General features: G+C 40.8%; 11 protein-coding genes. 3 read left to right on the forward strand and 8 right to left on the reverse strand.

Going from position 1 to position 13,441, the window contains the following annotated elements:
• Positions 1 to 53: 53 nt before the first annotated feature.
• The 3 genes from H6G73_RS01645 to H6G73_RS01655 form a co-directional block, all read right to left on the reverse strand.
• Complete coding sequence (locus H6G73_RS01645) at positions 54 to 1,322, reverse strand: glycosyltransferase family 4 protein (protein ID WP_190601190.1); 1,269 nt, start codon at positions 1,320 to 1,322, stop codon at positions 54 to 56.
• A gap of 675 nt (positions 1,323 to 1,997) precedes the next feature.
• The gene (locus H6G73_RS01650) at positions 1,998 to 3,080 is read right to left on the reverse strand and encodes a glycosyltransferase family 4 protein (RefSeq protein ID WP_242034085.1); all 1,083 of its coding nucleotides are present in this window, start codon (positions 3,078 to 3,080) and stop codon (positions 1,998 to 2,000) included.
• 65 nt (positions 3,081 to 3,145) lie between these two features.
• On the reverse strand, positions 3,146 to 4,090 hold the full coding sequence (locus H6G73_RS01655; RefSeq protein WP_190601191.1) for an aldo/keto reductase: 945 nt from the start codon (positions 4,088 to 4,090) through the stop codon (positions 3,146 to 3,148).
• A gap of 215 nt (positions 4,091 to 4,305) precedes the next feature.
• Here H6G73_RS01655 and H6G73_RS01660 point away from each other — a divergent pair, with 215 nt between their 5' ends.
• The 3 genes from H6G73_RS01660 to H6G73_RS01670 all read left to right on the forward strand — a co-directional run bounded on the left by H6G73_RS01660 (position 4,306) and on the right by H6G73_RS01670 (position 7,714).
• Positions 4,306 to 5,742 carry a BCD family MFS transporter gene (locus H6G73_RS01660; RefSeq protein WP_190601192.1) on the forward strand — a complete coding sequence of 479 codons (1,437 nt, stop codon included), beginning with the start codon at positions 4,306 to 4,308 and terminating at the stop codon, positions 5,740 to 5,742.
• Positions 5,743 to 5,790: 48 nt separating this feature from the next.
• Complete coding sequence (locus H6G73_RS01665; protein WP_190601193.1) at positions 5,791 to 6,597, forward strand: inositol monophosphatase family protein; 807 nt, start codon at positions 5,791 to 5,793, stop codon at positions 6,595 to 6,597.
• 160 nt (positions 6,598 to 6,757) lie between these two features.
• A complete protein-coding gene (locus tag H6G73_RS01670; RefSeq protein WP_190601194.1) occupies positions 6,758 to 7,714 on the forward strand; it encodes an MDR/zinc-dependent alcohol dehydrogenase-like family protein in 957 nt (318 codons plus the stop codon).
• 163 nt (positions 7,715 to 7,877) lie between these two features.
• Here the strand turns inward: H6G73_RS01670 and H6G73_RS01675 are convergent, their stop codons facing one another.
• The 5 genes from H6G73_RS01675 to H6G73_RS01695 form a co-directional block, all read right to left on the reverse strand.
• Entirely contained in the window at positions 7,878 to 8,177 is a 300-nt protein-coding gene (locus tag H6G73_RS01675; RefSeq protein WP_190601195.1) for a hypothetical protein, read from the reverse strand.
• A gap of 420 nt (positions 8,178 to 8,597) precedes the next feature.
• A complete protein-coding gene (locus H6G73_RS01680; protein ID WP_190601196.1) occupies positions 8,598 to 9,125 on the reverse strand; it encodes a cytochrome C in 528 nt (175 codons plus the stop codon).
• Between the two features lie 109 nt (positions 9,126 to 9,234).
• Positions 9,235 to 10,230, reverse strand: coding sequence for an aspartate carbamoyltransferase catalytic subunit (locus tag H6G73_RS01685; RefSeq protein WP_190601197.1), 996 nt, complete (start codon positions 10,228 to 10,230; stop codon positions 9,235 to 9,237).
• Between the two features lie 334 nt (positions 10,231 to 10,564).
• Entirely contained in the window at positions 10,565 to 11,803 is a 1,239-nt protein-coding gene (locus tag H6G73_RS01690) for a cytochrome P450 (RefSeq protein ID WP_190601198.1), read from the reverse strand.
• 43 nt (positions 11,804 to 11,846) lie between these two features.
• Complete coding sequence (locus H6G73_RS01695; RefSeq protein WP_190601199.1) at positions 11,847 to 12,530, reverse strand: hypothetical protein; 684 nt, start codon at positions 12,528 to 12,530, stop codon at positions 11,847 to 11,849.
• Positions 12,531 to 13,441: the final 911 nt, after the last annotated feature.

Consider the following 13,441-nt stretch of genomic DNA (forward strand, 5'->3'; position numbering starts at 1 on the left):
AATAATTGCTCCTTGGTTTTGTTCTTCACTAGGGATGTAATTCCTGCAAAACCTTATTTAGCAACTAAGACAGGCTCTTTGGCTGTTGGAGTCAGAATTTGGGTATATAAAGCATCTAACTGGCTAGCCACTCCATCCCAGCTAAAACGGTCTTTGACACGATTCTGACCGGCTTGACCCAATTCTTCCCGCCATTGGGGGTTAGTTAAAATGCGGTCAATTGCCTTGCTAAAGGCTGGGATATCTTGGGGTGGTACAAGTAAGCCTGTTTTTTCGTTCACCACGGTAAATTGTAGACCTCCCACATCACTAGCTACCACTGGTGTACCACTGGCCATAGCTTCAATGGCCACTAAGCCAAAGGGTTCATAATGGCTAGGAACAACGCAAACATCAGCGGCCGCGTAATAGGTAGGGAGAATTTCTTGACTCAAACGGCCGGGAAGGATTGTACATGCAGTCATTCCTAATTCTCTGACAATACCTTCAATGCGATCGCGCTCTCTACCGTCGCTATTACCTGGTGTACTTCCACCCCCAATAATCAGCTGTAATTTTTCTGAACCATAGAACTGGGATTGACGTACAGCACGGACTAGGGTTTCTATGCCTTTGCGGGGGTCAAAACGGCCCACATACAGCACCACTTTGGCTTCTGGATCGATTTTTAGTAATTTTCTAGCTGTTTCGCGGTCAACAGACCCAAATCTGTGAATATCTGTACCACAGGGAATGATTTCGATTTCACCTTTTTGGGAAACAAGCGATCGCATATGTTCATATTCTTGTGGACTTGTAGCCACAATTCTTTCTGCTGTTTCCAACACCTGTTTTTCGACTCGCAAACGGTCACTAGCAACGGGGGGAATAGACTTGAGGGAATTATATTTAACTATGCCTAAAGAATGATAAGTGTGAACTTGTTTACTGCCTTGTTTTTGCTTTAATTGCATTCCCACCCAGCTAGAAAGCCAGTAATTGCTATGTACAAGTTTGTATTTAATCTCGTTTTCTTTTTGAAATTCTAATAACTGATCAACAAATTCTCGCAAATATTGAAAACCTTGATCCCTTGGTACAAATTCTACTGGTCCCGATGTTAAACGGATAGTGCGACATTGAGAATTATGTTTAACAATAGTTTCCTGATCAGCACTCACTCTCCGACTAAACATATCAACTTCCCACCCTAAATGAGATAGTGCTTCACCTACTTGGCGTACATAAACATTTTGTCCGCCAGCTTCTTCTTTACCAATCTCAATAGCTGGGTCACCATGGACTGATATCAAGGCAATACGTTTCTCAGTTTTTGAGTTCATAGGTTTGTCTGTTGCTAATTTTAATGAAGTCGCAGACGATTACAAGCCTTTGCCTATCAGGCTTTCACAGAGTTATTACAAAAATTGATGATTATTTATTTTAACTTTGATTATGTCATTACTTCAGCTATTTTTAACATTTTTAGTTGTGAATATCCATGGTTTATTTCACACTCCCATATTTAATTTATTTATATCTGATTGATTTATATTCATTTCTAATACCTTTGATAGATGTGATTCTATCCTTTAGATAGATATTTGCTCGCCATATCTGTAATGAGAAGATGAGGCTATTTGCATAGTAAATTACTGATAATCATCCACTCAGAGCATCAACGTCAGAAATTATATTTATCATTTATCTTTTTGATTAACAGTCTATTTTTATTCAGGTCTATGCTCTAGTTTTGCGATTACACATAACTAGGAGAACACAATATTTGATATAGGCTGATATAAACACGGAAATTATTTTGCTGCTAACAAATAAATAGTTATTGCGTGGAAATTTTCACGCTTAAATTGCTATCAAATCTGACAGTGATGATTGTTAGCTCATCAACTAGAAAAAATTTCACTCTTTTGAGTTAAATATAATATTATGAATCTTTACAAAATTTTGTTAAATAAGATACTGTTTTTCTTTTTAGTGTTAATTTTATCTCCCAACACCTAAATATGTTGTTTTAACACCTCTACAGTTGCTTGTCCGGTTTTGTCCCAACTAAATAGATTGGCTCTAGCAAGACTTTTTTGCGAGAGTTGTTGTCTGAGGCCAGAACCGTTGATGATCATCTTCATCGCTGCCGTAATTTCCTCGGTGTTGTAGGGATTAATCAGCATAGCTGCATCACCAGCAACTTCAGGAAGAGAGGAAATGTTAGAAGTGATCACCGGAGTACCACAGGCCATTGCTTCCAGAACAGGAAAACCAAAACCTTCCCACAGACTAGGAAAAACCAAGGCTATTGCTTGATTGATGATGATTGGTAGTTCACTATAAGGAACATAGTTGAGAAATTTGACCAAATGAGTAATACCCAATGCTGCGACTTGGGACTGTAACAAGGGTGTATACCGCTGATCACTAGGGCCTGCTAACCACAATTCATAATCATCTCTCTCAGGTAGAGCAGAGAAAGCAGTAATTAGTCGCTGTAAGTTTTTGTAAGGGTCTGGACGACCGATATAGAGAAAGTAGTTGCGGGTGGGTAGATTGAGAAACCGGAAGTGAGTGCGATCATGTGCTAAAGGAATTGGGGTAATTTTATCAATAGGAATATGTAAAAAATCAGTGATATCTTGAGCAGTAGCTTGGGAATTACAAATAATATGTTCTGCTTGTTTTAAAACTTGGGGAACGTAGTAACGATGATATGGTGTGAGTGGTGAAATTTTTTTCGGGAACCTTAAGGGAATCAAGTCGTGGAACATCACCACAAATCGACAATTTTGATATAAAGGCGCTTCTGGTAGAGGAGAAAATAATAAACTGGGTTTGAGTTGTTGATAGACTTGTGGTAATTGCCATTGCGTCCACATTAACCGGGATAAATGACCTTTGGAGCCTTGGTCTGGTGTTAAGTTATTGGGAACAGAGTAACAATCGTAGTGGGGAATTTGGGTGCTACTTAATAATATTGGGTTTAAGTCTTTTAAATAAGGAAAAATCTGATTAGCATAGTTAGTTATACCTGTTGGTTTTTTACTGATAAATGATAGATTAACTAGGATTTTGCCCATGAAAGTTTTCATTATTGCTGTTAGTCAATGGGGTGCATAATAGCATCGCTTCAGGCACCCATAAACATCATAAATCTCTAATTGAGCCAAGGTTGGCTGGCTTGATTTAATGCTGCCACTTCTTCATCACTCATAGTCCACCCTAAAGCACCGATGTTTTGTTTAACCTGGGCTGCGGTTTTGACACCAGCAATAGGAATAACGTTACCCTGAGCAATTAACCAATTGAGGGCGACTTGAGCAGGGGTACGACTATATTTTTCACCGATTTGGCGTAGTAAAGATAGGACTGGTTCTATTTTTTTCAGCCCATTTGGACTAAATTGTGGGTCTAGACTTCTAGCCCCTGTGGGGGTTGTGTTGCTTGTATACTTGCCTGTGAGTAGTCCTTGAGCTAAGGGACTGTAGGCTAAGATTGTCACCCCTAATTGACGAGCGGTTGAGAAAATGCCATTACTTTCGATTTGCCGACTGAGTAAGGAGTAACGAACTTGATTGACTGCTAAAGGTACGCCTCGACTAGCCAGTATTTGCTGTGCTGTTTGCATTTGTGCCGCTGAATAATTACTGACCCCTACAGCACCAATTCTGCCCCGCTTGACTTCATCGGCTAGGGTATTCATTAGTGTTTCCTGGCTCAACAAGAATGTAAATGGCCAATGGACTTGGTAGAGTTCCACTCGTTCTACTTGTAGTCGATTGAGACTGGCAGTTAAAGCATCGGAGACTGATTGGCCGTCCCAACGCCAAGGTAGGGGCCCGAATTTGGTGGCTATTTGCACTTGGGTTTGGGTTTGTTGTTGGAATTTACCTAATAATGTTTCTGACAAACCAAGTCCATAAACTTCTGCGGTATCAAAGAAATTCACCCCAGCATCTAAAGCTACGGTAAACGCTGCTTTTAATTCTTCTGCCCCGTAATCTTTGCCATAGTTCCAAAAGAGTTTATCACCCCAAGCCCAAGTTCCTAAGCACAGGGGAGGAACTGCTGGGCCGTTTTGTCCTAATGTGATAGTTTCCACTTTTGTCAAATTTAATTCATTTACATTTCTTTACTTTTTTAGTGTATCGTTTGCTAGATGAGTCGTACCCACAGACCCACAACAGCCAAGGGTAATATTTCCATTCGCTGAACTGATTTCATACTGATTTTGATGATTGTCTAACCAAAGTATTTGAGGGTTTCGGTTTATCTTTAGTTAAAGGGAGACAATCGTGTAATACCAAAAAAGTAGCTATGGCAAGCGGTGATGTATTTGATAACCAAACAGAATCCCTAGCGCTGCCAAAGGTCAATGTCCTGACCATGTTTAGGCTAGGTTTGTTTCAAATGGGATTGAGTATGATGTCCATCTTGACGTTGGGTGTACTCAATCGGGTGATGATTCAGGAAATTGCAATTCCAGCTACCCTGGTGGCTTTGGTGTTAGCATTACCTTCCTTTGTTGCACCTACTCGCATCTGGTTTGGGCAAATGTCTGATGCCAAGCCCTTATGGGGATACCACCGCACAGCTTATGTTTGGGTGGGAGCAGCAATATTTGCGATCGCTGCTTTTTTAGCTGTACAAGTAATTTGGCAATTAAATACTTTTGCTAGTAACCCTGATGGTTGGGCATGGACAACGCAAACCATCGGTTGGACTGCTGTGCTGGGTTTGGTTTTTGCGGTTTATGGTTTAGCTATATGTGCCAGTGGTACGGCCTTTGCTGCTTTGCTGGTGGATATATCCCAAGAAAATAACCGTTCTAAGGTGGTTGGCATTGTTTGGTCAATGCTGATGGTAGGAATTATTGTCGGGGCGATTATCAGTTCTAGTTTGCTCCAGCAATTAGATGGTAATGCACCTTTGGAAACCTTGCAGGGAGCAATTAATCGGTTATTTACCATCGTGCCGACCCTGGTTTTCGGTTTGGCAGTAATTGCTACTGCGGGTGTAGAAAAGAAATATTCTTTCTTTTACCAACGTTCTAACCCAGGAAATCGTGAAGATAGCATTAGTTTGGGTAAAGCTTGGCAAATTTTGACTGCTAGTCGGCAAACAGGCTTGTTTTTCACTTTTCTTTTGGTGATGACCATTAGCTTGTTTATGCAAGACCCAATTTTAGAACCCTATGCGGGGCAAGTATTTAAAATGCCTTTGGCTGAAAGTACCAAGTTGAATGTTTTTTACGGTACTGGCATTTTAATCGCCTATGCGGTAACTGGGTTCTTGATTGTCCCCCGGTTGGGTAAGCGGAGAACAGCCAAGATTGGTTGCATTTTGGTGTCATTAGCGGCCTTATTACTGGGTTTCTCTGGATTTTCTGCCAATCCTGCTTTCTTGAAATTCGGTTTGGTAATTTTTGGACTAGCCACAGGTTTTGTTACTACAGCAGCAGTTAGCTTGATGCTAGACTTGACTGTTGCAGAAGCCGCAGGTACTTTTATTGGTGCTTGGGGATTGGCCCAATCTATTTCCAGAGGTATAGCTACTGTCATTGGTGGTCTGGTTTTAGATATAGGTAGGCAGGTGTTTTCTGATAAATTAGTTTTGGCCTATGGCATGGTGTTTGCCCTAGAAGCTGGGGGAATGCTGTTGTCGATTTGGTTTTTGAATCGGGTGAATGTGGCTGAGTTTCAAACCAATACTAAAGATGCGATCGCTTCTGTTTTGGCCAGTGACTTAGATTAACGGTTGGTGATTGAAGACGCACCCAAAAGAATTGATTAATAGCTAACCATGAATGATTTTTGGACGACAGTTTTAGATTTTGCCGAAACTATTACCACTAGAGTAGGGGAACAACTCCTCCAAGATTTTGGGAGGGTTCAAGCTGCTCAAAAAGCTGATGGCAGTTTGGTGACACAGGCTGATAAATGGGCAGATCAGGAAATTCGAGATGCGATCGCATCTAATTTTGCTGGTTATGGCATTTTAAGCGAGGAAAGCGACAGGGTTTTCCCTGGCACAGAATGGTGTTGGGTGATTGACCCCTTAGATGGGACTACTAACTTTACACGGGGCATTCCCATTTGGTCGATTTCTTTAGGTTTACTGTACCGGGGTGTACCGATTTTTGGTTATGTTTATTTACCACCACTCCGTCAAGCTTTCCATGGTTTTTGGGCTGGTTCCTCTGGTTTAACTGTCCCCACAGGTGCTTTTCTCAACCATCATCCCATCCACACCAGTGCTGATAGTCCTAGCGGCAATCACTTCTTTAACCTTTGCTCGCGGAGTACAGGTGTGATTAAACATAGCTTTCCTTGTAAAATTCGCATGTTAGGGGTAGCTAGTTACAACTTTCTGACAGTGGCCACCGGGGCAGTTTTGGGAGGAATTGAAGCTACACCCAAGGTGTGGGATATCGCTGGTGCTTGGGTAATTGTCCAAGCCGCTGGTGGTGTGTGGAAATCCCTCAAATCAGAACCATTTCCCCTCATACCAGAAACAGATTATAGCGATCGCTCTTTCCCTACTTTAGTGGTAAGTCGTCCAGAATTATTGCCAGTATTCTCACCATTTTTAGACGGTGTAAAACTTTAGTTGCCAGATTTCCACAACTACCAAAGATGGGAGAAAATAAAACAACGGACAAGGTGGTTAAGAAACCAACTGATTATAAAACCTAGACACCGACTCTTCAGACTGTCACCTGTCCCCTGTCACCTGCAATAACCAGTAACCAATCACCAATAACTCAACCATGAAAGGGCTGTGGCTAGAAAATAACCAATTACAACTACGTACAGACATTCCCATCCCTGAACCTCCACCAGGGGAGTCTTTAGTGCGAGTCCTGCGGGCAGGTATTTGTAACACAGACCTGGAGTTATTACGAGGTTATTATCCCTACACAGGAATTTTGGGTCATGAGTTTGTCGGTGTAGTAGAACAAGGGCCACAAGATTTAATTAATCGCCGTGTTGTTGGTGAAATCAATGCAGCTTGTGGCCATTGTCGTTTTTGTCTGAGTGGACAACCAACCCATTGTGAAAATCGCACCGTTTTAGGTATTGTCAACCGTCATGGTGCCTTTGCTGAATACCTGTGTTTACCTATCAACAACTTACATCTTGTCCCCGATGATGTATCTACAGAAGCAGCCACCTTTACTGAACCAGTAGCCGCAGCTTTAGAAATTCAACAGCAAGTTTCCCTATCTGCTAATGACCGAGTGTTAGTAGTGGGAGATGGAAAATTAGGACAATTGGTAGCCCAAACCTTAGCTTTAACTGGTTGTGATTTATTGGTAGTAGGAAGACATCAGGACAAGTTAGCCCATCTCCAGTCCAAAGGTATTAAAACTGGGTTAGCGGATGCAGTCACAGAAAGGGCTTTTGATATATCAGTGGAGTGTACAGGTAATCCTGAAGGCTTTGCTACAGCACGTCGCGCTTTAAGGCCCCGTGGTACTCTCGTTCTCAAAAGTACCTATGCAGGTCTATTAAGTTTGGATGCTTCTTCTCTGGTCGTCGATGAAATTACCCTCATCGGTTCCCGTTGCGGCCCTTTTACTCCAGCCCTGGATTTATTAGCTACAGGTCAGGTAGATGTGGAACCTTTAATACAAGCCCGTTATCCCCTCACAGAAGGTTTAGCTGCTTTTGCCAAGGCCCAAACCAAAGGTGTTTTAAAGGTGTTGTTGGAGATTGAGGAATAGGAGGAAGGAGTTCAGGAGTTCAGAAGTTCAGAAGACAGAAGTATGGCTAACGCCACGCTGCGCGAACAGGGGTAATCATCTGTGCTGACTGAATTTATAGCTGTAGACAAGACAGGACATTAACTGCAACTAAAACTTAGACACACAAAGGCTTTTAGCACTGTCACCTGTCACCTGTCACCTGTCCCCTGCTATAACTTGATTGGTAATCCTTACAACCAATTGCCTCTTCTGTATTAGCCGTATGAGGATGTACGGTACATTTGAGGCGATAATTATTTGTAAAAAATTGACAGTTAGGACAGGGAATTTTGTGCATTTGTTTGGCAGTAGCAACACTATCTCGCGCTGCTGCCCAAATACTCCAAACAAACAAAATCATCACAGTCCAAGCAACCACAAAGCAAATAGGAATGATTAGGGGTTGTATTCCACGAATCAGAAAGGATATCAGTTCTAACACGGCAAATGGCAGGGGCTGATACAAATGAGGAGCTAAAAGTAATATTAACTCGTAACTCCTGGTTGGTTACTTCTGACTAAGGGGATATTATGGCCATGGACAGAACAGTTATACCAATTCTCCAAAAGCAACCAACACATTGAGTAAACCTCTCCCCAACCCTCCCCGCAAGCGGGGAGGGTGCGCGATAGCGCGGGTGGGGTAATCATCTGTTGCCAACATTTTTCGATTTGGTATTAGGACATTAACTAACGCTAAAACTTAGGCAACCAAAGGCTTTTAGAACTGTCACCTATTAATCGCAATGACGAAAATACGTTATTCTTACATCAGTGCTAAAAATTACAGCATTTTGCCAGTTAATCAGGTACAAACTGAAAAGCAAAAGTCAAACACCAAAATGGTTTTAGCCTCATAGTCTCACTCAAATTCCTGACTTAAGCGTCGGAAATTATACTCACTTGCACCCGGATGACAACTAATGCAACTACTAACTGATGAGGGACTGGGTAACTTAATTCCAGGGTGTAAGGCACGAAAATAACGTGATTGATAGAGACGATAAGGTGTTGGTTCCTCTTGGAGATTGGTGCGAGAGAAGGTAGAAAGATATCTCCACACTAATATGCGCTGCGGGTCTACTAAAGGTTGAATTTGTACACCATAGTGCTGGGAGTCACGGAGAATATCCCGCCAAGTTTGGGTAGGAAAAACCGCAGGTGGTAAGGCGATGTGACAGGTAGCGCAGTTTTCTAAGTACAGTTCTTCTGCTAATTGATATTGTGGTGGCACTACATCTACAGTGCCAATGTTAGAACTAGGTGTAACACCGTGAACGCTTGTCGCTAAACCCAATACCCAACCAATGGCTACACTCCAGGCAAAAATCAGTAGCATTAACCTCAGCGTTCGACGTTTGCGGGATTTGCGCTTAACCAGATTTGACATACACTTCTCACTCACACTCACTCTCACAATATATACAAGTCTCTCAGTAGTTGAGAAGTGGCTTTTTGATTAGACTGCTTTTTCTGCTGATAGTGCAGCCATACTCCTTCTACACTTTTCCACTACCAATTAAATACAGCAAGGCCATCCGCACTGCTACACCACTAGTTACCTGTGATTGAATTAAGCTAAATTCTGGGTCATCCATTAATTCGGAACTAATTTCTACACCCCGATTTACAGGGCCTGGATGTAAAACTTTGACGTTAGGTTTACACCATTGGAGTTGATTGTGGGTAATGCCAAATAGTTGATGATATTCTCTGAGACTAGGCAGTAAATGTGCTGTCATGCGTTCTTTTTGTAAACGCAATGTCATGACAAAATCAGCATTCTCTAAAGCTGGTGCTAGTTGCCAATGGGTAAAGAATTTATCAGTGTTGACTTGGGGTGTAAGATAATCAGCAAAGAATTTGGGTAGGAGAGTAGGAGGTGCAGCAAGATGGACTTCTGCACCACTAGCTATTAAACTCCAAATATTGGATCTAGCAACGCGAGAATGAAGAATATCACCAACGATCGCTATTTTTTTCCCTTGTAATAGTTCTAGACGGGGATTTTCTGGATTAATTAATGTACAAATGGTGAATAAATCTAGTAGACCTTGGGAAGGATGCTCATGTTGACCGTCACCAGCATTGAGAACGCTGACTCGCACACCTAAACGATCCATTTCTTGAGCGATCGCTTGTGGTACTCCCGCTTCTTTATGGCGTATCACCATAATATCCGTTCCCATGGCCAAATATGTTTTGGCTGTATCTAAAATTGTCTCTCCCTTGGTCATCGACGATGTAGCCGCAGCAAAGTTGAGGGTATCTGCACTTAAACGTTTTGCCGCAATTTCAAAGCTACTGCGAGTGCGGGTAGAGGGTTCAAAAAATAAATTTGCTACCACATGTCCTTGTAAAGTAGGTACTTTCTTGGTTCTCCGTGAGAGTACCTCTCGAAAGGATGCCGCAGTTTGTAACACTGCGTTATATTCATCCGCAGTAAAATCTGCAAGGGAAAGAATGTGGTGACGATTCCAGGTAGTAGTCGGCATGTTTTGATTCTGAATATAGAAATCTGGTTTGATTTCTGATAGCTTGGCTATATTGATCGGCAAGAAAGAAAGTAGAGAATTTAGGTGTATATAGCTTTTAAGGCCACAGCACCGACTACTTTGGCTAATACTCCAAGGATACGCAAAAATCAACTAGAAATCCTATAGCCGTGTGATGGCTACAGTCAAGACTACACCCAATCTTAACCTGGATATAAAAAGTAGTGGCAGAAATTAATCTCTACCACTCATTCACAAATATTAGGATTTATACCGTTTCACTGAAAAAGGCTTCTATCACTCTTACCTGTCACCTGTCACCTGCTATCATTACTTAATGATGTCGTGAAAATGTTACTGGTAATGACTCTAAGCCACGCATGGCTAAGTTTGGTATCCAGTGGAATTGATTGGTTGCTAACTGTATATTGCTTAACCGCTCCAATAAAGTGTTCAAGGCAATTTTCGCTTCTAAACGTGTGAGTGCAGCACCCAAGCAAAAATGGATACCTTGCCCTAAACCAAGATGACGGTTTTCTTTGCGAGTAATGTCAAATTGGTCAGGATTAGGGAATTGTGCAGGGTCGTGATTTGCTGCATGTAAAAGACAATAGATTTTCTGTCCTTGACTAATTAGCTGGTCATTAATATAAGTATCTGCGATCGCACAACGCACTACACTAAATGCGGGACCCCAATAACGGAAGACTTCTTCCACCGTAGAATCAATCAAGGATGGATTCTCTAGCAACATCTGCAATTGATCAGGATGTTGCAATAAAGCCAGAAGTCCATTACTGATTAAATAAGTGGTAGTTTCATAGGCACCAGCCATAAAGGTAATACATGTAGATGTCAATTCTTCTTCACTCAGTACACTACCGTTATCTTCAGCAGCTATTAACTTAGTAATAAAATCACTGACAGGATGCTGACGATGTTGGGCAATTAAATTATCAAAATATCCAATACTTTCTACCAAACTTTGGTAAGTAGTCTCCACAACCGCTTCACTGGCCCAACCTGCACCAAAAAGAGTAAACATATTGCTACTCCAGCGTTTTAGCGCAGGAATATCTTCTCTAGGTACACCTAGCAACTTAGCTGTCACTAGGGCCGGTAAGGGAATGGCAAAGTCTTGAATCACCTCCATCTGACCAGCATCTTGAACTGCATCAATCAGTTCATCAGCACAGTCTTGAATGAAACAGTTTAAACTGTTGCTGATCTGAGGTGTAAAAGCCTTACCGATTAAAGTTCTGAGTCTGGTATGTCGTGGTGGATCGGAAAACACCATCCACTTTGTAAAGTATTCATTACAAAACTTCAGCTTATCCTGGACAGAGGCAAATTTACTTTTACCAATTTGTCCACCTCTATCTACAGAAAACCTCTGTTCGCGGATTGTATTATAAACATCAACATAACGAGTCAGAATCCATGATTCTAATTGCGGATGCCAGTAAATTGGATCAGCAATCCGCATTTGATCCAAGGTGGGATCAGGATTAGTGAAAAATAAAGGGTTGAGTAAATCATACTTTTCACCTAATGGTAAATCTTGAGTTAGCATTTACAAAACCCTCCTATTACAATCACTAAATCCTAATTACAACCTATTCCATATCCGCTTCTTTACCAGCAGTTCCTCTTCTCCCTCTTTGGGCCCGTGGTAAAGTTTCAGTTTCAGGAACTACTTCCAATCTAGGAGCAATAACTATATATCTAGAGCCTAAAAACTTAGCTTTGAAATTTCTCATCCAGCCATGATGATTTAAAACACCACGAGCATCAAAGCCGACAATAGATATTCCACTTCTGTCATAACTTCCTGAGACTAAAAATGTCCAGTATGTTTGGTCAGGGAAGACACCAAATTTATATTTAAAGGTAGCTGCAAAAGCCAAATAACGCCGGAAATCCATGCCATGCAAGCCTTCGTCTTCATAAATCCGCTTGGCAGCTAGCCCAGTTTGGTACATTAATTCCGGAGTTTTGGAAGCTGAAGCAATGAACCATTGGTTTTCAGAAACCATTGTATTTTTGATTAAAGATTCATTGTCAAAATCCACATTTGCTCTGATACCAAATTGCTGACATAGCTGTTTCATTGTCATTTTGGCAGGCAAATAGACGAGCAATTCATTTTGTTCTTCTAAGGCTTCTATTTCTGCTTTAGTAAAGGGGCAAGGAGTAATAGGAATATCACCATACAAATGCTGCACATAATCTTGAAGTTCCTGCTCATAATCGCGATTCTGAACATTAATTACTGGAATTGAGATATCTTGTACTAACATTTCGCGACCCCTATTGTTAATGAATTGACGTTCTTAAACAGGTGTTACTTTTAATAAAACTTTATTTACAAAAAATAAAAACAGTATAAATACGAATAAATTTAAAATATCCATTTTTGGCTGTGCAATGATCAAAAACAGACAAAACATCAGTACAGTTCCTGAGCATGGACTAGTGAAAAAGTTAAAATATTGTTAAGAATACGTGTATATTCTGTTTATTCTGATAATGAAAATCTTTTTTACAGTAATAACAATTAAGTAATATACGTAATATAGAGTCTCAAGGCAGAAATACACCGTAATAATACTTATTAGGTCACAATGGGGTAGGCATACTATGGCTATCGTCACGCTACGCAAAGGACGAGGTTAACACAGGTCTTGTGTAACCCTTTAACCCGGACATCCCGCAAGATTGAATAATTGACTAGAAATTCCTAAACATCCCCTCAACACTGTGTTAAAGGCTACCTGGAATATGCTTTACCTGGGACTTGTACGGGAAATTATGGGCCCATAGCCAATATTTAAACAAATATTAAAATTATTCTTCTCATCTTTATTAACACCAAAAATTCTTTGATAATACAGTTAAACAATCGAATAACTATTAGCACTTGAGCCTTGAGAGTGCTAATTATCTCTGATAATTATTTGCAAAATTATGTCCAATTAATTGAGTGAATAATTATAATTTTCCTAGAGGGGATAATTCACAAATTAACTAAAAAAAAGGACTTTAAAGACTTTTGGTCATGCCATTAGTTCAATTTATGCTGTGTATTTATCTCTGTTCAACACGGCAATAAGCTGTTACACATCGAAGTTGCATAATGAAGGCAAAATGCCCAAATTACTATATTTATTAGCATTCCTGTTATGCACAATCATGGTTTAGCTAAATTTTG

This window comes from Richelia sinica FACHB-800, assembly GCF_014698825.1.
GTDB lineage: Bacteria > Cyanobacteriota > Cyanobacteriia > Cyanobacteriales > Nostocaceae > FACHB-800.